We start from the raw sequence: 23,321 nt of genomic DNA, 5'->3' as shown, positions 1-23,321 counted from the left end.
GTGATGGTCCCACCCCGCCGGGTCCCCTGACCAGCCCCTCGTGCCGGCCGCGGGCCCGGATCCGCGTAGGCTCGGGGCATGACGAGCGCACAGGACATCGCCACCTGGATGATCGACCGCATCCGGACCGAGGGACGGCTGTCCCAGGAACAGGCCGTCCGGGACATCCCCGAGACCTTCGGGCCGGAGTGGGTCCGGACGCTGGAGAACGGGCACACCGGGATCAGCAAGGAGGTCCTCGCGGAGTTCCGCAAGGCCCACGGCGGCACGGTGCAGTGGGACCGTGACCGCCGCTTCTGGTCGGTCAAGGGCTGAACCACGGGGGCGCGCCCCCGAGCAGCTGCGGATCGGTACAGCTAGCGGGAGCGGAGGACGTCGAAGAGCGAGGAGTCGTCGTGCCGGCCGTGGCCCTCGCGGCGGCCGCGCACGTAGAGCTGCTCGGCCGCCGCGGCCAGCGGCACCGGCTGCTCGACCGCCCGGGCGGCGTCGGTGACCAGCCCCATGTCCTTGACGAAGATGTCCAGGGCGGAGCGGACCTCGGCCTCCTCGCCCTGCAGCATCCGCGGGCCGCGGTCCTCGAACATGAAGGATGTGGCGGCCCCGGTGGAGAGGACCTCGAGGCACTGCGCCGGATCCAGGCCCATGGAGTCCGCCAGGGCCAGCGCCTCCCCCGCGACCGCGATGTGCACGCCGCACAGGAGCTGGTTGACCACCTTGAAGCGCTGTCCGTCCCCGGCCCGGGGGCCGACGACCGGCGCGTTGCCGGCCATCGCGTCGAGCAGCGGCCGCACCGCGGCCACGTCCTCGTCGGCGCCGCCGACCATGACGAGCAGGTCGCCCGTGGCGGCGCGCGCCGTCCCGCCGGACACCGGTGCGTCGACGACCCGCCGCACCCCGCGGGCGGCGAGGGCCCGGGCGCAGGACTCCACGGCCTGGGGGCCGACGGTCGCCATCACGAGCAGCACGGTCTCCGGGCCGAGGGCGTCGCCGATGCCCTGCTCGCCGAACAGCACGTCGTGCAGCTGCGCCCCGGTCGCGACCATCACGACGACGACATCGGCTCCTGCCGCCGCGTCCCGCGGGTCGGCCAGCAGCTCCACGGCGTCGCCCATGTGCTCCTGGGCACGGGGCGAGACGTCGAAGCCGCGGACGGCGAAGCCCTCGCGGGCCAGGGAGAGGGCCATGGGGGCGCCCATGGCGCCGAGGCCCAGGAAGCCGACGGACAGCGGTGTGCTCATGACGGGTTCTCCTCGGAGTCGTTCTGACGGGGCTGGTGCTGATCCGGGTGGTGCTGACCGGGGTCGTTCGGGTCGCTCTCGCGCCCGGCCCCGTGGCCCCGGCGAGGATCGAGCGACCGGGCGAGCTCTGCCGCCCGGTCGAGGACGCCCACGACGTCCGCGAGGGCGCTCTCGCCGCCCACGTTGCCGGGGAACACCACGTAGGGTCCTCCCCGCGTGGTGTCCGGGGCGTCGGTGGGCTGGAACATGGAGATCTGCCCCGGGAAGAACTGGCCGGCCACCGTGGCGCGGCGGATCCCGAGACCGCGGTGGGCCACCTCGTGGGAGGTGATCCCGCCCTTGGCCACGACCCACGCCGGGCGGGCCTGCGCCACCTCGTGCACGACCTCCACGAGCGCGTCGGAGACCGAGCGCGCGATGGCCAGCGACTCCCCGGGGTCGTCCGTGCGCACGAGCTCGCGGCTCGTCCACACGACGGCGTCGCTGCTCGCCAGCGCGTCGATGATCCGCGCGGCGGCATCGGCCACGTAGCCGGGACGGGCGTCGTCGTCGAGCAGGGTGGGCACGTCCAGCTCGACCTCGAAGAGCTCCCGCCGTGCGCGCAGCTCGGCGAGCTGGCGGTTGGTCAGCCCCACGTGGGACCCCACGGCCACGAGTCCGTGCGGCAGGCGGCCGGGGCCGACCGAGATGTCCTCGGGACCGAGCCGGCGGGAGTCGGAGAGACCGGCGAGCGGCCGCACGAACGACGGGCCGCAGCGGGTGACGAACGTGCGGCCCTCCGCCTCGAGGACCGCCAGGGCCTCCGCCACCGTGTCGAGGTCCGCATAGTCCGTGGCGTTGACGACCACCCACGCCCGGTCCCGGGCCCGGCGCAGGATGTCCGCGACGGCCGGCACGCCCCCGGACCGGATGTCGTCGAGGCCGATCGAGAGGATCGAGTCCCGCTGGAGCGTTCCGCCGGAGCGCTCCACGAGGAAGTCCCTGAGGTCGGAGGAGGAGTAGCCGAACGTGGCGTCGGCGGCGAAGTCGGTCTCGCCCACCGGCATCGGCCGGCCCTGGAGGACGGCGTAGTGCACGTCCCCCTCGGTGTAGCGGCCGGCCTCGATCATGGCCGGGGCGAAGAGGAATCCGTCGACCGCCACACCGCGCTGCTCGAGGGCGTCCGCCAGGGCCGTGGGTTCGGCGACGACGTGCCCGCGCAGCGTGGAGTCGCTGCGGGAGACGAGGTGGGGCAGGGGCAGGTGCTCGGCCGCGAGGCTCTCGAGCACGGCCGACACGAGCTCGGTGTTGATCGCCACGGCCTCCTCCTCGGGCCGGGCCCGGCTGTTCGTGAGCACGAAGCAGGTGCGCCCGGGGTGCCGGACGACGTCCAGCACGGTCCCGGGATCGATCTCGAGGACGACGTCGACGTCGTGGACGCACTGGGACCCGGTGGGGTCGTCGTCGAGGACGAGCAGGGTGCGCGGAGTGGCCATGCGCGGGGCTCCTTTCGGCGGTGGATCAGGACAGGAGGCGAGTGCCGGGCCCCGGGGCCGGGACTCCGTGCCGGAATGCGGTGCCGGAGGTCGGTGCCGGGAGACCGGCGCCGGCCCGCCGCGCCGGGACGCGGTCCCGAGCCGACAGTCCACCTGTAAGACATCAGACATGTTATGTGAGCCAGGACACGTGGTCAACGGGCGTCCTCCCCCGTCATCCGGACAGCCCCGTCTTCCGGACAGCCGGCGCCGATCGACCATCCGATGACTGACGTCCGACGGGTCCTAGAATGGTGGGCGTCCGACGGGTCCCCGCGGAGCAGCCGCCGGCGGACGCCGCACGAACGCAGGAGGAGCCGCATGGCCCGCCCGTCCCTGGTCGACCAGGTCGCCGAAGCCCTCCTGGAGCGCATCGTCTCGGGAGACCTGCCGCCGGGGGCGGCCGTTCCCGGCGAGCTGGACCTCGGCTCGCAGCACGAGGTCAGCCGCATGACGGTGCGCGAGGCCATCAGGACGCTGGGGGCTCAGCGCATCCTGCGGGTGGAGCGCGGACGGGGCACGTTCGTGAACCCCGTGTCCCAGTGGGCGTCGCTCGACGCCGTCCTCCGGGCGGTGTCCGAGGGGCAGGACGACGCAGCGGCCGCGGTGCAGCTGATCGAGCTGCGCCGCTTCCTGGAGTCCGGCGCCTGCGAGCTGGCCGCCGGGCACGTGACGGCCGAGGACCTGGCGGAGCTGACCCGGGACGTCGACGCCATGGAGTCGGCCCACCGGTCCCGGGACGTGGCCGCCTTCGTGCGCGCGGACCTGCGCTTCCACCACCGGATCCTGCAGGCCTCGGGGAACGTGTTCGTCGCGGTGCTGTTCGAACCGCTGCACCGGATCCTCGAGACGCGGCGCGCCCAGACCTCCCGGGTGCCGGAGATCCAGGCCCACGCCGTCGCCGAGCACCGCAAGGTGGTCTCCGCCCTGGAGTCCGCCGACCCTGCCCGCGCCCGTCGGGCCATGGACGAGCACATGCAGCAAACCCTGGCCGATCTGAGGACCTACGTGCTCGGGGAGCGATCCCCGACCCGCCCCTGACGCCTTCTCCCTCCCGCTCCGCCCGTGCGTGCCGCCCGAGCGCGCCGGTCCCGTGCCGTCGTGCCGTGCCGTCGTGCCGTGCGCCGGAGGTGTGGACACCCATTTCCGGGTCCGGCTATCCTGGAGGGAGAAGATGCCCATGAACCGCGGTGGGAGAGTCCCGCCGGTGCACCCTGACCGGCGGGCGCCGTAGGAGCAATTCCTCCCCAGGAAACTCTCAGGCCCCCGTACCACAGCGGATCGGCAACTCTGGAAAGCAGCCCGGCGTGCGTCGCCGGACTCACCGACGGTGCAAGCGGCCCCCGGCCGCGGAATCTCTCAGGTCCCAGACAGAGCGGGGAGGAACTCGAACCGATCCACGCCGCCCAGGCGTGCAGCACCCGGGAGTTCCGCATGACGACCCAGCTCACGACCACGACCCCCCCGGCCGTCTTCGCCGACCGGCACATCGGTGCCCGCCCCGACGACGTGCAGACCATGCTCGACCGGGTGGGCCGCACCAGCCTCGAGGACCTGGCGGACGCCGCCGTGCCCGCCGACATCCGGCAGACCACCCCGCTGGACCTGCCCGCGGCGCTCAGCGAGCAGGAGGTGCTCGAGCGGCTGCGCGCGTTCGCGGAGCGCAACACCACGGCCGTGCAGATGATCGGGCAGGGCTACTACGACACCCACACGCCCCCGGTGATCCAGCGCAACGTGCTGGAGTCCCCGGGCTGGTACACCGCCTACACGCCCTACCAGCCCGAGATCTCCCAGGGGCGCCTGGAGGCGCTGCTGAACTTCCAGACCATGGTCGCCGACCTCACCGGGCTGCCCGTGGCCAACGCCTCGCTGCTGGACGAGGCCACGGCCGTGGTCGAGGCCGTGCTGCTGATGCGCCGGGCCAACAAGGCCCGCGGCAACGGCGCGATCGTCGTCGACGCCGACGTCCTGCCGCAGACCCTGGCCCTGGTGCTGGCCCGCGCCGAGGCCCTGGGCTTCGCCGTGGAGATCGCCGACCTCACGGCCGGCCTGCCCGACGGCGAGATCGCCGGCGTGGTCCTGCAGCAGCCCGGGGCCTCCGGGCGGGTCGTCGACCACGCCGCGGTGATCGCCGCGGCGAAGGAGCGCGGGGCGATGGTCACGGTCGCGGCCGACCTGCTGGGCCTGACCCTCATCACCCCGCCCGGCGAGCAGGGCGCGGACATCGCGGTGGGCTCCTCCCAGCGCCTCGGGGTCCCCCTGTTCTTCGGCGGTCCGCACGCCGCCTACATGGCGGTGCGCTCCGGTCTGGAGCGGAACCTGCCCGGGCGCCTGGTGGGCGTCTCCAAGGACGCCACCGGACGGGCGGCCTACCGCCTGGCGCTGCAGACCCGGGAGCAGCACATCCGCCGGGAGAAGGCGACCTCCAACATCTGCACCGCGCAGGCGCTGCTGGCGGTCGTGGCCGGCATGTACGCCGTGCACCACGGCCCCGAAGGGCTGAGGGCCATCGCCCGGCGCGTGCACGCCCGCGCCCGGACCCTCGCCACCGTGCTGCAGGACGCCGGTCACGAGCTCGTCGCGGACCAGTTCTTCGACACCGTCGCCGTGCACGTCCCCGGGCGGGCGGAGCAGGTGGTCCGCGCGGCGGAGGCCCGCGGCGTGAACCTGCGGCACGTCGACGCCGACCACGTCGGGATCTCCTGCGACGAGACGACCACGGAGGAGCACCTCGTGCTCGTCGCCGAGGCCTTCGGCGTGGCGGACGCCACCGCGGCGGTCGCCGGCGGCCCGCGCGGCCTCGAGCTGGACGAGGGGCTGCGGCGCACCTCCGCGTTCCTCACCCACCCGGTGTTCTCGGCCCACCGCTCCGAGACGCAGATGCTGCGCTACCTGCGGCGCCTGGAGAACCGGGACCTGGCCCTGGACCGGACGATGATCCCGCTGGGGTCCTGCACCATGAAGCTCAACGCCACCGCCGAGATGGCCGCCATGAGCTGGCCCGAGTTCGCCTCGATCCACCCGCTGGCCCCCGCCCACCAGACCACCGGGTGGCGCGAGCTGATCGCCGACCTGGAGGAGCGCCTGCAGGAGATCACCGGCTACGCGGCCGTGTCCCTCCAGCCCAACGCCGGCTCCCAGGGCGAGCTGGCGGGGCTGCTGGCCATCCGCGGCTACCACCGGTCCCGCGGTGAGGAGCAGCGCTCCGTCTGCCTCATCCCGGCCTCGGCCCACGGCACCAACGCCGCCTCCGCGGTCCTGGCCGGCATGAAGGTCGTGGTGGTGGGGACGGCCGCCGACGGCACGATCGACCACGCCGACCTCGACGCGAAGATCGAGGCCCACCGCGACCAGCTGGCCGCCATCATGATCACGTACCCCTCCACCCACGGGGTCTACGACGCCGACGTGCGCCTGGTCTGCGACTCCGTCCACGCCGCCGGCGGTCAGGTGTACATCGACGGCGCCAACCTCAACGCCCTGGTCGGCCTCGCCCGGCCGGGCAGGTTCGGCGGGGACGTGTCCCACCTGAACCTGCACAAGACCTTCTGCATCCCGCACGGCGGCGGCGGACCCGGCGTCGGGCCCGTGGCGGTGGCCGCGCACCTGGCCCCCTTCCTGCCCGGTGACGCGACCCGCGCCGAGGCGGACGGGGCGGCCGGCGCACCGATCTCGGCCACGATGTTCGGCTCCGCCGGGGTGCTGCCGATCTCCTGGGCCTACATCGCGATGATGGGCGGCGACGGGCTCACCCGGGCCACCCGGACGGCGCTGCTGACGGCGAACTACGTCGCCTCCGCCCTCGACGAGCACTACCCCGTGCTCTACACCGGCAACAACGGGCTGGTCGCCCACGAGTGCATCCTGGACCTGCGGGCGCTCACGGCCCGCACCAAGGTGACCGCCGAGGACGTGGCCAAGCGGCTGATCGACTTCGGGTTCCACGCCCCGACCCTCTCCTTCCCGGTGGCCGGGACGCTGATGGTGGAGCCGACCGAGTCCGAGGACCTCGCCGAGATCGACCGGTTCATCACCGCGATGACCACCATCCGCGAGGAGATCGAGCAGATCGCCCGCGGCGAGCTCAGCGCCGAGGACAGCCCGCTGCGCCACGCCCCGCACACCGCCGATGTCGTGGCGGCGGACGACTGGGACCGCCGCTACCCCCGCGAGCAGGGCGCCTTCCCCGTCCCGGAGCTGCGCCAGGACAAGTACTTCCCGCCGGTCGGCCGCATCGACGGCGCCGCCGGGGACCGCAACCTCATCTGCTCCTGCCCGGCCCCCGAGGCCTTCGAGAACTGATCCGGCACCGCCCTGCCCCGGATCGCAGCGACACGAAAGGCACCGACATGAGCGTCAGCACGACCTCCCGACACACCGCCCTGCACGACGAGCACGCCGCGCTGGGCGCGGCCTTCACCGACTTCGGCGGCTGGGACATGCCCCTGAAGTACGGCTCCGAGCTGGCCGAGCACCGCGCCGTGCGCTCTGCGGCCGGCCTGTTCGACCTCTCGCACATGGGCGAGGTCCGGGTGACCGGCCCGGACGCGGCGACCTTCCTGAACACGGCCCTGGTGGGCGACCTCGCCGCCGCCGCCGTGGGACGGGCCAAGTACTCGCTGATCTGCACCCCCGAGGGCGGGATCATCGACGACCTGATCTGCTACCGGCTCGCCGAGGACGAGTACCTGGTGGTGCCCAACGCCGGCAACGCCCCGGCCGTGCTCGCCGCTCTCCAGGAGCGGGCCGCCGGCTTCGACGTCACCGTGGCCGACGAGTCCGCCGACACCTCGCTGATCGCCGTCCAGGGACCGTCCGCGCAGGCGGTCCTGCAGGAGCTCGTCCCGGCCGGGCAGCAGGAGCTGGTCGGCGGGCTGAAGTACTACTTCGCCGCGCCGGCGACCGTCGCCGGGACCGACGTGCTGCTCGCCCGCACCGGCTACACCGGGGAGGACGGCTTCGAGCTCTACGTGCCCGAGGCCCGGGCCGTGCCGCTGTGGAACGCGCTCCTGGAGGCCGGGCAGAGCCACGGGCTGGTCCCCTGCGGCCTCGCGTGCCGCGACTCCCTGCGCCTGGAGGCCGGGATGCCGCTCTACGGCCAGGAGCTCAGCCGTGACCTCACCCCCTACGAGGCCGGTCTCGGCCGGGTCGTCTCCGTCACGAAGGAGGAGGACTTCGTGGGCCGCACGGCCCTGGCGTCCCGCAGGTCCGCCGGGACGACCCGCACGCTGGTCGGCCTGCGCGGCGAGGGCCGGCGCGCGGCCCGCGGCCACTATCCGGTCAGCGCGGACGGCGAGGTCGTCGGGGAGGTCACCTCCGGGGCGCTGAGCCCGACGCTGGGCCACCCCATCGCCATGGCCTACGTCGACAACGAGCACGCCGAGCCCGGCACACAGGTGCAGGTCGACCTGCGGGGCAGGCCGGCGCCGTTCGAGGTCGTGGCCCTGCCCTTCTACCGGCGCGGGCAGTGACCCCTGCCCGCGCCGACCGGGGCCGGGTCGGTCCTCCGCCGGCACTCCTGCCGTGTTCCGTCCTCGTCCCCTCCTGCTGAGAGGTTCCCGACCATGAGCACCATCCCCCCGCACCTGCGCCGCCCCGCCGAGCAGTACGTGCAGGCCCCGGAGGAGCAGGCATGAGCACGCCCGAGCACGCACCCGGCGGCGCAGCGGCACCTCGGGACCCGTAGCGCACCGGGACCCTCCCACCCATCGCAGCCCCACCCGGGCACCCCTCTCCTCTGGAGCGTCACCGTCATGGCCATCAGCGTCTTCGAACTGTTCACCGTGGGCATCGGCCCCTCGAGCTCCCACACCGTCGGCCCCATGCGCGCCGCACGGCGCTTCGCCGAGACCCTGTCCGGCGGCGACCTGCTGGAACGCACCGCGGACCTGCGCGTGGACGTGTACGGGTCGCTGGCCGCGACCGGCCGCGGCCACGGCACCTTCACCGCGATCCTGCTCGGCCTGGAGGGCTACGACCCGGAGATCGTCCTCCCGGCCGAGGTGGACGAGCGGCTCGCCGACCTGGCGGCCACCGGGACCCTCCGGCTGTGCGCGGCCCTCGGGCGCCGCAAGGACGTCTCCTATCGGGTCGAGGACATGGTGCAGCACCCGCTGACCGTCCTGGAGCGGCACACCAACGGCATGCGCTTCCGGGCCCTGGACGCCTCCGGCGCCGTGCTGGCCGACGAGACCTGGTTCTCCGTGGGCGGCGGGTTCATCGTCCGCGAGGGCGAGGAGGGCGCCGCCGCGGCCGAGCTGGACGCCGCCAGCTCCCAGGTGCCCCACCCCTTCCGCACGGCCGAGCAGCTGCTGGCCCACTGCGAGCGCACCGGCAGGCCCATCAGTGAAGTGATGCTGGCCAACGAGAGGACCTGGCGGAGCGAGGAGGGGATCCGGGAGCAGCTGCTGCACATCTGGACCGTGATGGAGGAGTGCAAGGACTCCAGCCTGCACCGCACCGGTCCCCTGCCGGGCGGGCTGAACGTCGCCCGCCGCGCACCGCAGTGGCACCGGCGCCTGCGCACCGAGGACCCGGACCGGGACCCGGGCTTCTGGCCCGAGTGGGTGAACCTCGTGGCCCTGGCGGTCAACGAGGAGAACGCCTCCGGCGGGCGGGTGGTCACCGCCCCCACCAACGGGGCGGCCGGCATCATCCCGGCGGTGCTGTTCTACGCCACCCACTACTCCCCCGCGGCCCGCGCCGCCGCCGCGGAGGGGCCGGAGGCGCTCGCGGCGGCGCGGCGGGACATCGTCGTCCGCTTCCTCCTCACGGCGGGGGCGGTCGGGGTGCTCTACAAGGAGCAGGCCTCGATCTCCGGAGCCGAGGTGGGCTGCCAGGGGGAGGTCGGCTCGGCCTCCTCGATGGCCGCCGGCGGCCTCGCCGAGATCCTGGAGGGGACACCTGCCCAGGTGGAGAACGCCGCGGAGATCGCCATGGAGCACAACCTCGGGCTGACCTGCGACCCGATCGGCGGCCTCGTGCAGATCCCGTGCATCGAGCGCAACGCGATCGCCGCGGCCAAGGCGATCAACGCCGCCAAGATGGCGATGTGGGGCGACGGCACGCACCGGGTCAGCCTCGACGAGGTCATCGTGACCATGCGCGAGACCGGCAAGGACATGAGCCACAAGTACAAGGAGACCGCCCTGGGCGGACTCGCCGTCAACGTGGTGGAGTGCTGACCCGGCGCCGCCGGGGAAGCGGTCCTCAGTCCGTGCCGGGCTCCCGCAGGAGCTCCGCCGGGACCAGGTGGGCGTCCATGACGCCCTCGAGCAGCCGGGGATCGACCGGCCTGCCGCGCCGCAGGACGCTGATCGTGCCGGACGCCTCGAAGACCACGCACGCGATCTCGTCGAGGCTGCGCACGCCGGCCCGCCGGAGGGCCCCGAAGAGCTCGGACTCCACCACGTGGACCCGATGGAGGTTCTCCTCCAGCACGCGCTCGCCCGCCATCAGCAGGACGGCGCGGTTGTTCATCAGCGCCGACACCCGGATCCCCGACCGGAGCTGGCCGAAGGCCGCCTCGAGCGCGAACAGCGTCCCGAGCCCCAGCACGCCCGCGGCGAGCGTGGGCGTGTCCCCCAGGACCGCGCGCCCGGCCACGGCACCGAGCATGACCGCCACGACCGCGTCGAAGGTCGACAACCGGGACAGCACGCGCTGGCCGAAGAGGCGCACCATGAGCAGGAACGCCAGGTAGATCCCCACGGCCGAGGCCACCACCGCCAGTGCCCCGGGGGCGTCCACGCCGAGGCCGGCCACGGCGTCGTCGAGCACGGGTCAGACCTCCTGGTCCGCGAACTGCGTCTCGTAGAGCTCCGCGTAGCGTCCGCTCCCGGCGAGCAGCTCGGCGTGCCGGCCGCGCTCCACGATCCGGCCGTCCTCGACCACCAGGATCTGGTCGGCGGAACGGATGGTCGAGAGGCGATGGGCGATCACCAGGGCGGTGCGCCCCTCCATCGCCTCGCCCAGGGCCGCCTGGACATAGGCCTCGTTGGTGGAGTCCAGCGCCGACGTGGCCTCGTCGAGGATCACCACGCGCGGCGCCGCGAGCAGCAGGCGGGCGATCGTCAGCCGCTGCCGCTCGCCGCCGGAGAGCCGGTAGCCGCGCTCGCCCACCACGGTGTCCAGTCCGTCCGGGAGGGACCGGATCACGTGCTCCATCCGGGCCCGGGCCAGGGCGTCCCAGAGCTGCTCGTCCGTGGCGTCGGGCCGCACGAGGGTGAGGTTCTCGCGGATCGACTCGTGGAACAGGTGCCCGTCCTGGGTCACCATCCCGATGGTCTCCCGCAGGGAGGCGAACGTCGCGTCCCGCACGTCCGTCCCGCCGATCCGGACGGCCCCCGAGGTGACGTCGTAGAGCCGGGCCACGAGCTGGGCGATGGTCGACTTGCCGGCGCCCGAGGAGCCCACGAGGGCCACGGTCCGCCCCGGCAGGACGGTGAAGCTCACGCCGTGCAGCACCTCCTCGCCGCCCCGGCTGTCGAGCACCGCGACGTCCTCGAGCGAGGCCAGCGAGACGTCCTCGGCGGAGGGGTAGGCGAACCGGACGTCGTCGAACTCCACCGACGCCGGGCCGGCGGGCAGCGACCGGGCCCCGGGCCGTTCCCGGATCAGCGGGACGAGGTCGAGGACCTCGAAGACCCGCTCGAAGCTCACCACGGCGCTCATCACGTCCATCCGGGCGTTCGCGAGCATGGTCAGCGGGGTGTACAGCCGGGTGAGGAGCAGGGCGAGGGTCACGACCGCGCCCGCGTCCAGGTTGCCGAGGATCGCCTGCGCACCGCCGAGTCCGTAGACCAGGGCCAGGGCGAGCGCGGAGACCAGCGTCAGGGCCGTGACGAAGACGGTCTGCAGCATGGCCACCCGCACGCCGATGTCCCGGACGCGGCCGGCGCGGCGGGCGAACTCCGAGGCCTCCGAGTCCGGGCGGCCGAAGAGCTTGACCAGGGTGGCGCCGCCGGCGGAGAACCGCTCGGTCATCTGGGTCGACATGGACGCGTTGTGCTGGGCGGCCTCCCGCTGCAGGTTCGCGAGGCGTCCGCCCATGGCCCGCGCGGGGATCAGGAAGATCGGCAGCAGGAGCATGGAGAGCGCGGTGACCTGCCACGAGATCGACACCATCACGACCACGGTCAGGATCAGGGAGACCACGTTGCTCACCACCCCGGAGAGCGTGTTGGAGAACGCCCGCTGGGCACCGATGACGTCGTTGTTGAGCCGGGAGACCAGGGCGCCCGTGCGCGTGCGGGTGAAGAACGCGATCGGCATCCGCTGCACGTGGTCGTAGACGGCGGTGCGCAGGTCCAGGATCAGGCCCTCCCCGATCAGGGAGGACAGCCACCGGTTGACGACGTTCAGCCCCGCGTCCACGACGGCCACGGCGGCGATGGCCAGCGCGAGCCAGACCACCACGGCCACGTCGTCCCCGTCGGTGATGGCACGGACGACGTCGCCGGCCAGGATCGGGGTGACCACGCCGAGCACGGCCGTCAGCACCGAGATCACCAGGAACACCAGGAGCCTCCGCTTGTGCGGGCGCGCGAAGGACACGATGCGCCGGAGCGTCCCCCGGTCGATCTTCCGGTCCTTGACCTCCTGGCCCTGGACCGTGCGCCACATGACCATGTGCGGCGAGTTCTGCAAGCTCATGCGTCCAACCCCGATCTGCGGGGATCGCCCGCGCTGGATCCGCCGCGGCGTCGTGGTGGTCGTGCGCGCCGCGCCGGGGACGATTTTACGCGCCCGCGCCGACACGTCCGCGCCCGCCGCCCGCACGGCGCCCCCGGGCGCCGTGCGCGGACGACGACGAGCCCCTGCGCCGCAGGACGCTGCGGCGCAGGGGCTCGTGATTCCGGGGCCGGGCACCGCGGCCGGGCGCCGCGGCCGGACACCGGGGACGGGGGCGGCCTCCGGAGGACTCAGTCGCGGACCGCGGACCGGCGCCGGGCCGCGATCAGGTGGTCCACCGACCAGCGGCCGGCCCCGGCCAGGGCGAAGAGGACGGCCGCGGCGGCGAGCAGCAGCACGAGCTCGATCCCGCCGTCGGCGGCGAAGAAGCCCGCCGGCAGGTGCACGAGCACGAGGGCGCCCAGCATGACCAGGGCCAGGAGGGCCGCCACCACGCGGGTGCCCAGGCCCAGGACGAGCATCAGCCCGCCCCCGAGCTCGAGGGCCGCGACGGCCGGCGCCGCGAGCTCGGCCGCCGGGACGCCCATCTGGGCGAAGGAGGTCTGGGTGCCGGCGACGGTCCACTCGGCAACCTTCTGCCAGCCGTGGAGGAAGAACGTGACGCCGAGGACGACGCGCAGGAGGGTGAGGCCGGCGGTCGCCGCGGAGGAGGCGGAGGTCTCCGCCGGGGCGGAGGAACGGGAGGGGGACGTGCGCTGCGGCGCCTGTGTTGTGGACATGTCACCACCGTAGCGCAGACTTAGTTTCCGGAGCAAGCTTTTTCCGCCGCACGTGGCGCGTCACGGCTGGTCGGCGGCCATTCCGCGGGCGGTCGGGCCGGAAGCGGCGTCGTCGACCGTGCGCCCGATCAGCGCGAGCTGCTGGACCTGGACGGGTGTCAGCCGGTCGATCACCGTGCGGCGGACGTGCTCCACGTGACCCGGCGCCACCTGCTCGACCCGCTCCAGACCCCGGTCCGTGATCTCGGCGAGCACCACCCGCTTGTCCTGCTCCCCGCCGGTGCGCACCACGAGGTCGTCGCGCTCGAGGCGTGCCACGATCCGGGACAGGCGGGACTGGGAGGTGTTGGTGGCCGCCGCGAGGTCCGACATCCGGCGCCGCCGGTCCGGCGCCTCCGAGAGCATCGCGAGCACGAGGTACTCGGCGAGGCTCAGCTCCGCCTCGGCCTGCAGCTGGGACTCGATGCTGCCGGGCAGGGTGAACATGATGGAGACGAGCGCCAGCCAGGCCTCTCGCTCCTCGGGGGACAGCCATCGGGTCTCGGTCATGGACCCGATTCTACGAGCCGGTGCTTGACGCCGCATGGGAACGCGGTCCCCGAGCGCGCGCCATAATGGAACCCATGGACTCCCTCGGCACCTGGCCCCGGCCCGTTCCCGCGGACGACCGCGACTTCGACGTCCAGGTGATGCGGAGACTGCGCACCGCCCCCGGCGACGACGGGGCGCCCGACCGGCCCTCGCTGGGCGAGCGGCTGGGCACGTCGCTGCTGCTCGTGGTCCCGGTGCTCACCGCGCTCGCCGTGGTCCTGCTGTGGCAGCAGTGGTCCCGGTCCGGCTCGGTGCTGCTCCTCGCCCTCGTCGCCGTCCTCCTCGTGGCCACGGCCCTGTGGTGGACGGCACGGATGAAGCGGGCCTTCAGGACCGCGCAGGGCCGGCTGGGCTCCCGCCTGGCGCACGTCGTGGACCACGGCGTGGGCGTCGTCCGGGAGATCGCCCTCGAGCCGGTCGCCGAGGAGGAGCACCGGCGCGCGAACACGGGCGCGGAGGCGGCCGAGGACTCTCCCGGGGCCGGCGGCCGGGTACGTGCGAGGCTGCGGCTGTCCGTGAACCCCGTGCGCGGGAGCGGGTTCAGCACCGACGTGGAGGCCGTCTACGACGCCGACGCCGCCCTCCTCCTGGAGGTCGGCTCGCACGGGCCGGTCCGCTTCCTGCGCGACGACCCCGAGGGGACCACCGTGATCGACACGCGGCTCACCGAGGAGCAGGTCCAGCAGGTCTACCGGGGTGCGGCCCTCAACTGAACCGGCATCGCGGCGGCCGGGCATCCCGCCGGCCCGCTGATCTCCCGCCCGGCGTCCTACTGACCCGCGGGCCCACCGGCCCGCCGGGCGGTCGCCCGCTGCTCCTCCTCGACCCGCCGCCGGAGCTGCTCGCACAGGTCGTCCCCCGCCCGCAGCAGCTCCGGCAGCCGGTTCCGCTCGGTGGTCTGCGCACGGAAGGCGTCGGCCACACCGACCCCGTGCTCGGCGCGGCGGACCAGCTCGACCGGCAGACCGGCCCGCACCGGGCCCGGGAACAGCACCTTGAGGTAGGCCCCGGAGCGTCCCCGCTCGGTGAAGCGGCGCAGCCAGCCCCGGACCTCCATGCTCGCGCGGAACGTGCCGCAGGGGATGCGCGCGTCCGTGACCTGCAGCTGCACGTCGCCGATCCGCCAGACGTCGCCCAGCCGCGCGTCGTCGACGTCGAAGCCCGAGAGCGTAAGGTTCTCCCCGAAGGAGCCGTCGGGGATCTCCCGCCCCAGCTCCTGCTCCCAGAAGTCCAGCTCCTCGCGCGCGAACGCGTACACCGCCTGGTCGGTGCCGCCGTGGTACTTGCCGTCCCCGATGAAGTCCCCGGCCACGCCCGACCCGAGCCCGCCCCGGCGCGGACCGGGTTCGCGGATCTCCACCGGACCTTCCGCGGGGCGCTTGTGGATGCCCGTGGGCCGGTTCCGCTTGGCGGGGTTGCGCTCGGCCCGCCCCACGTTGACGCTGCGGACGAGGGCGGTCACGGCCGGACGTTCTCGTCCGGCCGGCCGGCCTCGTCCCCGGCGGACTCGTCCAGCTCGTTGTGGTGGGTCGGGGAGTACACCGCGGAGCCGATGAGGTACCCGGAGCGGGCCAGCGCCATGCTGCCCACCGCCGAGGTCACGAGCTGCAGGACCACCGCGGCGAACAGCTTCACGGCGTTCTCGACGCCGGGGAGGAAGAAGAACGCCCCGGTGAGCACGAACGAGACGCCGATGCCCGCGGCCGTGGCGATCGCCGAGGACCGGGTGTACAGGTCGGGGAGCCGGATCAGCCCCACCGTGGCGGTGAGGAAGACCAGCGCCCCCAGGACGATGAACCCCTGTCCCACGACGCTCATCCACAGGGTGTCGTGCATGATCGGGTCGAACTCCACCTTCATCGCCTCCCCTTGGTCAGTGCGCGGGACAGGGACAGGGTCGCCAGGAAGCCCACGAGGGTCGCGATGAGCACCAGGTCGAAGACCGGGGGGCTCATCGCGAGGACGCCGAACAGGGCGATCAGCCCCACCACGGCGAAGAACAGCAGGTCGGAGGCGATGGCCCGGTTGGCGTCGTTGGGACCGCGGAACATCCGCACTCCGGCGACGACGACGGACGCGGCGAGCACCAGCACGCCGAAGAGGATGCCGATCATCGGGGTGCCCCTGCCGGTCGGATGCCGTTCAGCATGTGGGTCTCCATCTCCTGCAGGCTCGCGCGGGCGTCCTGCGGTCCGTCCGAGTACATCGAGTGCACGAAGATGTCGTAGCCCTCCGTGCCGGCGTCCCGGTCGACCGCGGCGCCGCCCGGACCCGACCGTGCCACGGTGGCCAGGGTCAGCGTGCCCGGTGTCAGGGAGATGAGCACGCTGAGCAGGACCGTCTCGAACTCGCTGCGGCACCGGGTCCGGTAGCGCACCACGATGGGCGAGGAGATGTGGCGCGGCGTGAACACGTCGCGCGTCACCGCGACGTTGGACAGGATCAGCTCCCAGGCGTACCAGAGCAGGAAGCCCACCAGGCGGGGTATCCACGTCAGCCACTTCACGAGTTGCTCACCGCCTCCACGTACGTGCTGGTGTCCACGAGACCGTCCGCGGCCGTGGCCGAGACGCCCAGCAGCAGCTCGCCGCCCACGCCAAGCGCGAGGGTGACGACCGCCAGGACGAGGGCGGGGGCGATGAGCCCCACCGAGATGCGGCGCTCCTTCGTGCCCACGGCGGCGATGACCTCGCTCGAGGAATCCTCCGGTTCGCCCAGGAACATCTTCCCCCAGATCTTCAGCGAGTACAGCAGCGTGAACAGGCTGACCCCGACCGCCACGAGGGCGACCACGACCTGCTGCTCCTCGAACGCGGCCAGGATCAGCGCCAGCTTGGCCACGAACCCGGAGAACGGCGGGATGCCGGTGAGGGACATGGCCGCGGCGAAGAACACCACGGCGGTGAGCGGTTCGCGCCGGAGCAGGCCCGTGACCTCGCCCAGCGGGTGCTTCCCATAGGCGATCTCCACCGCGCCGGTCGACAGGAACAGGGCCACCTTCACCACGGCGTGGTGCAGGAGGTAGAAGATGCCCGCGGTGAGCCCCACGGCACCGAACAGGGCGACGCCCAGCAGGATGTAGCCCATCTGGCTCACCGTGGAGTGGGCGAGGATCGTGCGTGCGTCCCGCTCCCCCACGGCACCGAGGACACCGACCACCATGGTCACGGTGAACACCACGAGCCCGATCCACAGGTAGCCCTCCATGCCGTCGAAGACCACGGAGTAGATCCGGTAGATCGCGTAGACCGCCACCTTCGTGTGCAGGCCCGAGAACAGTGCGGTGACCGTGGGCGACATGAAGGGATACGTGCGCGCCAGCCATCCGTGCACCGGCACCACCGCAGCCTTCACCGCGAGGGCGGACAGGACCACGGCCACGGACACCGCCACGGCGGTGGACTCCGCCGCCCGGCCCGCCAGCTCACCGAGGTTCACGGTGCCGGCCGTGCCGTAGACGAGTCCGACGCCCGCCAGGAGGATCGTGGAGGCCAGCAGGTTGACGCTCACGTAGATCCGCGAGGACGTGACCTGCATCAGCCGTCCCCGGCCGCGGTGGGCGAGGATGATCAGCGCGTAGGACGGCAGGAGCATGACCTCGATGAACACGAAGAGGTTGAACAGGTCCGCCGTGAGCAGGGCCCCGTTGAGGCCCGCGGTGAGCACGAGCACGAGGGATCCGAAGTAACGCTTCTCCGCCTGCCCGGAGACCACCCCGAACCAGGCGCTGACCAGTGTCACGAAGCCGGTCACGGTGAGCATCAGCGCGGTGAAGAGGTCGGCCGCGAACGGGATGGCGATGCCCGAGGGCCAGAGACCGATGCGGTGGACCAGCACGGTGCCGCCGTCCAGCAGGGTGCTCAGGAGCCACGCCGCCCACACCACGTTCGCCGCCAGGACGATCAGCAGTCCCGCCTTGCCGATCCGCAGGGAGCCCCCGGCGAGCACCAGCAGTCCGGCGGCCAGCAGGGGGACGATGACGAAGAACGGGATCAGGTCCGCGCTCATGCGCGACCACCCCGCCCCGGGTCCCGCTCCGGGCTGGTGCCCACAGGGTCCGGTCCCCCGGGTGCGCCGGGATGCGTCCCGGCGCCGGCTGTGCGGTCGTCCATCAAGTCAGGGGTCTCCATCTCCCGGCCGGTCAGCTCGAGATCGGTGTCGTCGTCGTCGTCGCCGGTCACGGCGAGCACGAGCATGTACATGGTGATGGCGAACGCGATGACGATCGCCGTCAGCACGAACGCCTGCGGCAGGGGGTCCGCCGTGGTCGCGGGATCCGGGGAGTACCCGAGGGGCTCGCCCCGCCGGTCGACGCCGCCGGCCGCCATGATCAGCAGGTTCACACCGTGGCTGAGCAGGACGAAGCCGATGATCAGGCGGACCATGCCGCGCCGCAGCATCATGAACACGCCGCCCCCGATGAGCACGCCCACGGTCAGTGCGAGTGCCATCAGGAATCGTCTCCTCGGGGTCGGGCGTCGGGTTCGGCGGGCGTTCCGGGAGGCGTCCCGGCCGGTCGCCCGGCCTCCCGCTGGAGGACCCGGATCCGGCTGAGGTCCAGGGGCGCCGTGCTCGGGTGGTGCGGCTCGGCCGTGGTGGAGGTCGATCGGGGAGCGTGCGACGGCACCGCGGTGGAGCCCACCCGCCGGAGGGGCGGTGGCTCCTTCTCCTCCACGCCCAGGCGGCTGATCGCGGCCAGGATCACCCCGACCACCGCGAGGTACACGCCGACGTCGAAGATCAGCGCCGTGGTCATGTGGAAGTCGAACACGTAGAAGTGCACGGGGCGGAGGAAGGACCCCTCGAGCAGGCCGAGCAGGCCCACGCCCACCGCCACGACCACTCCGGCGCCGATGAGCTTCAGGTAGGGCAGGCCGATGCGGCTGACCCGGTCGTCCTGGGCCGAGAGGTAGACGAGGGCGATGCCGGCGGCCCCGATGAGGGCGGCGATGAAGCCGCCTCCTGGCTGGTAGTGCCCGCGGAGCAGGAAGAAGAGGGACAGGACGACGATCACCGGCCCGAGCAGGCGGTCGGTGACCCGCAGGATCATCGTGTTGTCCTCGGCGTCGCTGATCGGCGAGCCCGGCGGCTCGGTGATGGGGCTGTGCAGCTTGGGCAGCAGGCCGCGCGACTCCAGGGCCACGACGATCGCGATGCCGGCCACGCCCAGCACGGTGAGCTCGCCGAGCGTGTCCAGGGCCCGGAAGTCGACGAGGATCGTGTTCACCACGTTCGTGCCGCCGGTCTCCGTCTCACCCTCCGTGAGGAAGTACTGCCCCGCGTCGGAGAGCCCGCGACGGCCGGTGAGCGCCCAGGTGGCCACGGCGGCCGAGGCACCCGAGAGGACTGCGACGACGGCCGCCGTGGACGTCCGCCGCTTGCCCGTGCGGTGGAAGGTGGACGGCAGGCGGTTGAGCAGCAGGACCACGACCACCACGGTGAGGATCTCGACGAGCAGCTGGGTCAGCGCCACGTCGGCCGCACCGAGCTCGAAGAACCACAGGGCGACGGCGAAGCCCACCACCCCGATGATGGTCACGAGGGCGATCCGGCTGCGCACCCCCAGGGCCAGGAGCACGCCGACCAGGACCACGCCGAGCAGGACCCAGTCCAGCGGGTTCGTCACGGCCCCCTGCAGCGGCGGCACGTCGACCGTGAACAGGCCCACGACCGTCAGCAGCACCAGCACGGCCACGGGCGGGACCAGGTGCCGGTAGGGGGCGTCGTCGCGGGTGAGGTCGCCGACCCGCTCGCCCAGGGCGTCCGAGCCGCGGCGGAACGCCTCGACGGCGCCCACGCCGGTCATGGGCGACAGCTCCCGGTCCAGGAGCCGGTCCATCCCGCTCCGGGCGAGCACGAGGGCGCTGCCGAGGGCGAACACCGCCAGGGACATGAACAGCTCGGGGGCGAAGCCGTGCCACAGACCCAGGTGGGGCTCGGCGTCGGGACCGGCCACGGCGGCCGCGGCGGCGCCGAGCAGCGGCTCGGCCACCACGCCCGCGAGCCCCAGCACCAGGCCGGCCGCGGAGACCAGCACCACGGGTGCCAGGAAGGCGGCGGAGGCCTCCTTCGGCGGGTCCTGGGCCGGGCGGCCCGGGAAGATCGTGATGACCATCCGGGCCGAGTAGGCGAAGGTGAAGGACGCGGCCAGGACCGCCACGCCGCCCACGAGCCACACGGCGGCCGGGGGCGCGGGGCTCTCGGCCATGGCCTTGAACATGGCCTCCTTGGAGATGAAGCCGAACAGCGGCGGGAGCCCCGCCATCGAGACCGCGGCGAGGGTCATCACGACGGCGGTGACGGGCATCGTCCGGGCCAGCCCGGAGAGCTTGCGGATGTCCCGGCTGCCGGTCTGGTGGTCGATGACCCCCACGGACATGAACAGCGCGGACTTGAACAGCGCGTGGGCGGCCACGTGCACCACGGCTCCCACCACGGCGTAGGAGGTGCCGATGCCGATCGTCGCCGTCAGGAAGCCCAGCTGGCTCACCGTGGAGTAGGCGAGCAGCTCCTTGAGGTCGTGGCGCTGCAGGGCGAACACCGCGCCCATCAGGGCGGTGAACAGGCCCACCGAGATGAGCAGGACGTTCCACACCGGCACCTCGCTGAGGGCGGTGGAGAAGCGCAGCATCAGGTAGATGCCAGCCTTCACCATGGCCGCCGCGTGCAGGTAGGCGCTCACGGGGGTGATCGCGACCATGGCGTCGGGCAGCCACGCGTGGAAGGGGAACTGCGCGGACTTGGTGAATCCCGCGACGGCGATCAGCACCGCCACGAACGCGGCGAATCCCGGGGACGTGGACCACACGTCGTCGACGAGGATCTCGCTGAGGCGCGTGGTCCCGGTGGCCACCCACATGGCGACCGCCGCGGTGAGCAGGCACAGCCCGCCGACCACGGTGACCAGGAACGTCCGGATCGCCGGGTCCCTGGCGTGCGGGCCCGAGCGGGCGATGAGCAGGAAGGAGCACAGGGTGGTCAGTTCCCACATGACGAACAGGAGGACCACGTCGTCCGCCAGGACCAGACCGAGCATCGCCGCCGCGAAGAACGTCATCAGGGTGTAGAAGGCGCTGTGCTTGCCCTTGCCGAGGTAGCGCGCCGAGTAGCCGATCACGACCGCGCCGATGACCAGCACGAGGAGTCCGAAGAACAGCCCCAGACCGTCGAGGCGCAGGTGGAAGGACACGTCCAGGGTGGGCATCCAGGGGATCTGCTGGGAGACCTCGTCGCCGTCCCCCCGGCCGTTCCACACCATGACGAGCGCACCGGCGAGCACGAGCAGGACCGCGGCGAGCGGCCAGCCGGCGTCGCGACCCGCCTTGCGGCCCAGGACGGCGGCCACGGGGCAGAGCAGTGCGGTGAGAGCGAGAATGATCAGGAGGGACACGCCTGGCAACCGTCCGGTCGGTGGGATGGGAACGAGGTGGACTGGGCCGTCGACGGTGCGGCCGCGTCGGCCGGCGTCCCGGCCGGGACGGTCAGGATCCCCGGGGACAGCCGGAGAGCGAAGGCCCCCAGGAGCTGAGATAGCCGTTGGTCCCGTTGGACACGCTCCGGCCCGCCGCGGAGAGCGCGCGTCCCGGCGGCACGGCGTGGGCCGGGTCGTGGGCGCGGTTCCTGGGGCTGGTCATCGCCCCGAATTTATCATGACGCCCACCACGGACCCGGGCGAGCGGATCCGGCCCTCCCGGCACCTCGGCGCGCGGTCCGGCAGCGGCCCCCGTTCGTGACGGGGTCAGCGCGGCTCCCGCCGGGCACTCGAGCCGGAGTGCGGGACGGTGGGCGTGGCGTCGGTCTCGGTGTCCGGCTCGACGCGCGCCCGGCGCTCCGGTCCCCCGGACGGGGCCGGCGGCGCCGTGGTGAGGCCGCCCTCGGAGCGGTCGTCGAGGACGCGGGTGCGGTCGCCGTCGGGATCGCCGTCGGGATCGTCGTCGAGGTCATCCTCCAGGTCATCGTCCAGGTCGTCCTCGCGGACGGGGCGCGAGGAGCGGAACGGGCCACGCCGCCCGGCCGTGCCGGGGTGCCGGGGCGCATCGTTGATCGCGGTCACGGACACGGCCATCGCGTTGAGCGCGAGGCCGGAGAGCACGAACAGCCACGCCGCGACGGGGTACCACGCCAGGCCGAGGAGTACTCCGATCACGATGAGGGCGACGGAGGTCAGGTAGGCGGGGGTCAGAACGCGCTGGACGTTGAACTTCATGGTTTCCATTCCACCACGGGCGCGCTCCGATCGACCAACGCGGCCGGACGCTTTCCGCCCCGTTCCCGGCTTCCGTGCTCCCGTGCGGGCGGGCAGCCGCGGACGTTCGGCCGCCCGTCGTATGCCGTGGGCGGCATGGACGGCTCCGGGATCCGGACTGCCCGGGCCGGTCCGGCCGCACGAGAACCGCGCTCCCCGACGCCGGGGTGCCGACGGGAGCGGAGGGTCCCCCTCCTGCGACGCCGGCACCGGACCGCCGGCACGGGCGTCCCCCAAGGAGCAGTCCACCGGGCGACGAGGGTCGGTCCCGCGCACCGATTGCTGATTGCTGATTGCTGATTGCTGATTGCTGAGAGCAGAAAGCAGGCTTTCCTTCTTGTCAGTCCGCGAAGGCAGTTGGAGACTGATCGTCGGGCACCGGGACCGGAGCACTCCCTCCCGGGCCCTCACCGCCAGCCCCAGGCTGTCTCCCCATGAAAGGCACGGTCCATGACCCAGTCCACGACGCAGTCCCCGACCCTCTCCCTGCACGACGGCAACACCATCCCGCAGCTCGGCTACGGCGTGTGGCAGGTCGACGCCGACATCGCCGAGGACGTGGTGGGACGGGCCCTCGAGATCGGCTACCGCCACATCGACACGGCCATGATCTACGGCAACGAGGAGGGCGTGGGCCGGGCGATCGCGAACAGCGGCATCCCGCGCGACGAGATCTTCGTGACCACGAAGCTGTGGAACGAGGACCACGGCCACGACTCCGCACTGAAGGCGGTCGACGCCTCCCTCGAGCGCCTCGGCCTCGACCACGTGGACCTGTACCTCATCCACTGGCCCACCCCCCAGCGCGGCAAGTACCTGGAGACCTGGAAGGCCTTCCGGGAGATCCGCGACAGCGGCAAGGCCCGCTCCATCGGCGTCTCCAACTTCCCGCAGGAGGAGCTGCAGGAGATCATCGACGCGACGGGTGTGGTCCCCGTGGTGAACCAGGTGGAGCTGCACCCCTACTTCAACCAGTCCGCGCTGCGGGACTTCAACGCCTCGCACGGCATCCGCACGGAGGCCTGGTCCCCGCTGGGCCAGGGCGGCGACCTGCTGAAGGACCCGGCCATCGGCTCGATCGCCCGCAAGCACGGCGCCACCCCGGGGCAGGTCATCATCGCGTGGCACCTGGCGATCGGCAACGTGGTCTTCCCCAAGACCGTCACCCCGGAGCGCATCCGCGAGAACTACGAGGCCCTCGACGTGCAGCTGGACGACGACGACGTCCGGGCGATCAGCGGCCTCGACAACGGCGGGCGGATCGGCTCGGACCCGAAGGACTTCAACTGAGTCCTGGCTCCTCCGGGAGACGCCCGGG

The 23,321-nt window shown here is 72.8% G+C and carries 22 protein-coding genes and 2 riboswitches; of the genes, 7 read left to right on the top strand and 15 right to left on the bottom strand.

Annotated elements, in window-relative coordinates:
- The first annotated feature begins 78 nt into the window (after positions 1-78).
- Complete coding sequence (locus tag ACH9D3_RS10625) at positions 79-315, top strand: DUF6953 family protein (RefSeq protein ID WP_396410868.1); 237 nt, start codon at positions 79-81, stop codon at positions 313-315.
- A 41-nt stretch (positions 316-356) separates the two neighbouring features.
- Here the strand turns inward: ACH9D3_RS10625 and ACH9D3_RS10620 are convergent, their stop codons facing one another.
- Together ACH9D3_RS10620 and ACH9D3_RS10615 are read right to left on the bottom strand one after the other, a co-directional pair.
- A complete protein-coding gene (locus tag ACH9D3_RS10620) occupies positions 357-1,238 on the bottom strand; it encodes an NAD(P)-binding domain-containing protein (protein ID WP_396410867.1) in 882 nt (293 codons plus the stop codon).
- On the bottom strand, positions 1,235-2,713 hold the full coding sequence (locus ACH9D3_RS10615) for a four-carbon acid sugar kinase family protein (protein ID WP_396410866.1): 1,479 nt from the start codon (positions 2,711-2,713) through the stop codon (positions 1,235-1,237). Before ACH9D3_RS10615 ends, ACH9D3_RS10620 begins: the two co-directional genes overlap by 4 nt.
- A 360-nt stretch (positions 2,714-3,073) precedes the next feature.
- Here ACH9D3_RS10615 and ACH9D3_RS10610 point away from each other — a divergent pair, with 360 nt between their 5' ends.
- The 4 genes from ACH9D3_RS10610 (at position 3,074) to ACH9D3_RS10595 (ending at position 9,939) form a co-directional block, all read left to right on the top strand.
- A complete protein-coding gene (locus tag ACH9D3_RS10610) occupies positions 3,074-3,793 on the top strand; it encodes an FCD domain-containing protein (protein WP_396410865.1) in 720 nt (239 codons plus the stop codon).
- A 140-nt stretch (positions 3,794-3,933) separates the two neighbouring features.
- Positions 3,934-4,036: riboswitch (glycine riboswitch) on the top strand.
- A riboswitch (glycine riboswitch) is annotated at positions 4,037-4,136 on the top strand.
- 50 nt (positions 4,137-4,186) lie between these two features.
- Entirely contained in the window at positions 4,187-7,057 is a 2,871-nt protein-coding gene (gene gcvP / locus ACH9D3_RS10605) for an aminomethyl-transferring glycine dehydrogenase (protein ID WP_396410864.1), read from the top strand.
- 47 nt (positions 7,058-7,104) lie between these two features.
- Positions 7,105-8,226: a glycine cleavage system aminomethyltransferase GcvT gene (gene gcvT / locus ACH9D3_RS10600; RefSeq protein ID WP_396410863.1), complete on the top strand. Its 1,122-nt coding sequence runs from the start codon at positions 7,105-7,107 to the stop codon at positions 8,224-8,226.
- 282 nt (positions 8,227-8,508) lie between these two features.
- Complete coding sequence (locus tag ACH9D3_RS10595) at positions 8,509-9,939, top strand: L-serine ammonia-lyase (protein WP_396410862.1); 1,431 nt, start codon at positions 8,509-8,511, stop codon at positions 9,937-9,939.
- Between the two features lie 25 nt (positions 9,940-9,964).
- Here ACH9D3_RS10595 and ACH9D3_RS10590 read toward each other — a convergent pair whose 3' ends face one another.
- The 4 genes from ACH9D3_RS10590 to ACH9D3_RS10575 form a co-directional block, all read right to left on the bottom strand.
- Positions 9,965-10,534 (bottom strand): DUF421 domain-containing protein, encoded by a 570-nt coding sequence (locus tag ACH9D3_RS10590; RefSeq protein WP_396400082.1) that lies wholly within the window; start codon positions 10,532-10,534, stop codon positions 9,965-9,967.
- A 3-nt stretch (positions 10,535-10,537) separates the two neighbouring features.
- Complete coding sequence (locus ACH9D3_RS10585) at positions 10,538-12,385, bottom strand: ABC transporter transmembrane domain-containing protein (protein ID WP_396410898.1); 1,848 nt, start codon at positions 12,383-12,385, stop codon at positions 10,538-10,540.
- Between the two features lie 293 nt (positions 12,386-12,678).
- On the bottom strand, positions 12,679-13,167 hold the full coding sequence (locus ACH9D3_RS10580) for a DoxX family membrane protein (RefSeq protein WP_396410861.1): 489 nt from the start codon (positions 13,165-13,167) through the stop codon (positions 12,679-12,681).
- A gap of 60 nt (positions 13,168-13,227) precedes the next feature.
- Positions 13,228-13,716 (bottom strand): MarR family winged helix-turn-helix transcriptional regulator, encoded by a 489-nt coding sequence (locus tag ACH9D3_RS10575; RefSeq protein ID WP_396400080.1) that lies wholly within the window; start codon positions 13,714-13,716, stop codon positions 13,228-13,230.
- A gap of 74 nt (positions 13,717-13,790) precedes the next feature.
- Here ACH9D3_RS10575 and ACH9D3_RS10570 point away from each other — a divergent pair, with 74 nt between their 5' ends.
- Positions 13,791-14,471, top strand: a complete 681-nt coding sequence (locus ACH9D3_RS10570) for a hypothetical protein (RefSeq protein ID WP_396410860.1) — start codon at positions 13,791-13,793, stop codon at positions 14,469-14,471.
- Between the two features lie 56 nt (positions 14,472-14,527).
- Here the strand turns inward: ACH9D3_RS10570 and ACH9D3_RS10565 are convergent, their stop codons facing one another.
- From ACH9D3_RS10565 to ACH9D3_RS10525, 9 genes are all read right to left on the bottom strand, one after another.
- On the bottom strand, positions 14,528-15,220 hold the full coding sequence (locus tag ACH9D3_RS10565; RefSeq protein ID WP_396400078.1) for an MOSC domain-containing protein: 693 nt from the start codon (positions 15,218-15,220) through the stop codon (positions 14,528-14,530).
- Positions 15,217-15,618 (bottom strand): cation:proton antiporter, encoded by a 402-nt coding sequence (locus tag ACH9D3_RS10560; protein ID WP_396400077.1) that lies wholly within the window; start codon positions 15,616-15,618, stop codon positions 15,217-15,219. The genes ACH9D3_RS10565 and ACH9D3_RS10560 overlap by 4 nt, the downstream gene beginning before the upstream one ends.
- The gene (locus ACH9D3_RS10555; RefSeq protein WP_396400076.1) at positions 15,615-15,872 is read right to left on the bottom strand and encodes a monovalent cation/H+ antiporter complex subunit F; all 258 of its coding nucleotides are present in this window, start codon (positions 15,870-15,872) and stop codon (positions 15,615-15,617) included. Before ACH9D3_RS10555 ends, ACH9D3_RS10560 begins: the two co-directional genes overlap by 4 nt.
- Positions 15,869-16,264 (bottom strand): Na+/H+ antiporter subunit E, encoded by a 396-nt coding sequence (locus ACH9D3_RS10550; RefSeq protein ID WP_396400075.1) that lies wholly within the window; start codon positions 16,262-16,264, stop codon positions 15,869-15,871. The genes ACH9D3_RS10555 and ACH9D3_RS10550 overlap by 4 nt, the downstream gene beginning before the upstream one ends.
- A complete protein-coding gene (locus ACH9D3_RS10545) occupies positions 16,261-17,766 on the bottom strand; it encodes a monovalent cation/H+ antiporter subunit D family protein (protein ID WP_396400074.1) in 1,506 nt (501 codons plus the stop codon). Before ACH9D3_RS10545 ends, ACH9D3_RS10550 begins: the two co-directional genes overlap by 4 nt.
- Positions 17,763-18,209: a sodium:proton antiporter gene (locus ACH9D3_RS10540; protein ID WP_396400073.1), complete on the bottom strand. Its 447-nt coding sequence runs from the start codon at positions 18,207-18,209 to the stop codon at positions 17,763-17,765. The genes ACH9D3_RS10545 and ACH9D3_RS10540 overlap by 4 nt, the downstream gene beginning before the upstream one ends.
- Entirely contained in the window at positions 18,209-21,148 is a 2,940-nt protein-coding gene (locus tag ACH9D3_RS10535; RefSeq protein ID WP_396410859.1) for a DUF4040 family protein, read from the bottom strand. Before ACH9D3_RS10535 ends, ACH9D3_RS10540 begins: the two co-directional genes overlap by 1 nt.
- 91 nt (positions 21,149-21,239) lie before the next feature.
- Positions 21,240-21,392: a hypothetical protein gene (locus tag ACH9D3_RS10530; protein ID WP_396400071.1), complete on the bottom strand. Its 153-nt coding sequence runs from the start codon at positions 21,390-21,392 to the stop codon at positions 21,240-21,242.
- A 104-nt stretch (positions 21,393-21,496) separates the two neighbouring features.
- Complete coding sequence (locus tag ACH9D3_RS10525) at positions 21,497-21,964, bottom strand: hypothetical protein (protein WP_396410858.1); 468 nt, start codon at positions 21,962-21,964, stop codon at positions 21,497-21,499.
- Between the two features lie 489 nt (positions 21,965-22,453).
- On the opposite strand from ACH9D3_RS10525, the gene ACH9D3_RS10520 reads away from it, so the two are divergent.
- Positions 22,454-23,293, top strand: coding sequence for an aldo/keto reductase (locus tag ACH9D3_RS10520; protein WP_396410857.1), 840 nt, complete (start codon positions 22,454-22,456; stop codon positions 23,291-23,293).
- The last annotated feature ends 28 nt before the right edge of the window (positions 23,294-23,321 follow it).

The sequence above is a fragment of the Kocuria kalidii genome (genome assembly GCF_044462225.1).
GTDB classification, from domain to species: domain Bacteria; phylum Actinomycetota; class Actinomycetes; order Actinomycetales; family Micrococcaceae; genus Kocuria; species Kocuria kalidii.
Note: the sequence above shows the minus strand (reverse complement) of the source record. Positions and strands in the feature narration are given on the sequence as shown.

Bases quoted from the DNA above. Each gene is read 5' to 3' on its own strand.
- ACH9D3_RS10625 (WP_396410868.1), top strand. From the start codon at position 79: ATGACGAGCGCACAGGACATCGCCACCTGGATGATCGACCGCATCCGG.
- ACH9D3_RS10620 (WP_396410867.1), bottom strand. From the start codon at position 1,238: ATGAGCACACCGCTGTCCGTCGGCTTCCTGGGCCTCGGCGCCATGGGC.
- ACH9D3_RS10615 (WP_396410866.1), bottom strand. From the start codon at position 2,713: ATGGCCACTCCGCGCACCCTGCTCGTCCTCGACGACGACCCCACCGGG.
- ACH9D3_RS10610 (WP_396410865.1), top strand. From the start codon at position 3,074: ATGGCCCGCCCGTCCCTGGTCGACCAGGTCGCCGAAGCCCTCCTGGAG.
- gcvP (WP_396410864.1), top strand. From the start codon at position 4,187: ATGACGACCCAGCTCACGACCACGACCCCCCCGGCCGTCTTCGCCGAC.
- gcvT (WP_396410863.1), top strand. From the start codon at position 7,105: ATGAGCGTCAGCACGACCTCCCGACACACCGCCCTGCACGACGAGCAC.
- ACH9D3_RS10595 (WP_396410862.1), top strand. From the start codon at position 8,509: ATGGCCATCAGCGTCTTCGAACTGTTCACCGTGGGCATCGGCCCCTCG.
- ACH9D3_RS10585 (WP_396410898.1), bottom strand. From the start codon at position 12,385: ATGGTCATGTGGCGCACGGTCCAGGGCCAGGAGGTCAAGGACCGGAAG.
- ACH9D3_RS10580 (WP_396410861.1), bottom strand. From the start codon at position 13,167: ATGTCCACAACACAGGCGCCGCAGCGCACGTCCCCCTCCCGTTCCTCC.
- ACH9D3_RS10575 (WP_396400080.1), bottom strand. From the start codon at position 13,716: ATGACCGAGACCCGATGGCTGTCCCCCGAGGAGCGAGAGGCCTGGCTG.
- ACH9D3_RS10570 (WP_396410860.1), top strand. From the start codon at position 13,791: ATGGACTCCCTCGGCACCTGGCCCCGGCCCGTTCCCGCGGACGACCGC.
- ACH9D3_RS10560 (WP_396400077.1), bottom strand. From the start codon at position 15,618: ATGAAGGTGGAGTTCGACCCGATCATGCACGACACCCTGTGGATGAGC.
- ACH9D3_RS10555 (WP_396400076.1), bottom strand. From the start codon at position 15,872: ATGATCGGCATCCTCTTCGGCGTGCTGGTGCTCGCCGCGTCCGTCGTC.
- ACH9D3_RS10545 (WP_396400074.1), bottom strand. From the start codon at position 17,766: ATGAGCGCGGACCTGATCCCGTTCTTCGTCATCGTCCCCCTGCTGGCC.
- ACH9D3_RS10540 (WP_396400073.1), bottom strand. From the start codon at position 18,209: ATGGCACTCGCACTGACCGTGGGCGTGCTCATCGGGGGCGGCGTGTTC.
- ACH9D3_RS10530 (WP_396400071.1), bottom strand. From the start codon at position 21,392: ATGACCAGCCCCAGGAACCGCGCCCACGACCCGGCCCACGCCGTGCCG.
- ACH9D3_RS10525 (WP_396410858.1), bottom strand. From the start codon at position 21,964: ATGAAGTTCAACGTCCAGCGCGTTCTGACCCCCGCCTACCTGACCTCC.
- ACH9D3_RS10520 (WP_396410857.1), top strand. From the start codon at position 22,454: ATGACCCAGTCCACGACGCAGTCCCCGACCCTCTCCCTGCACGACGGC.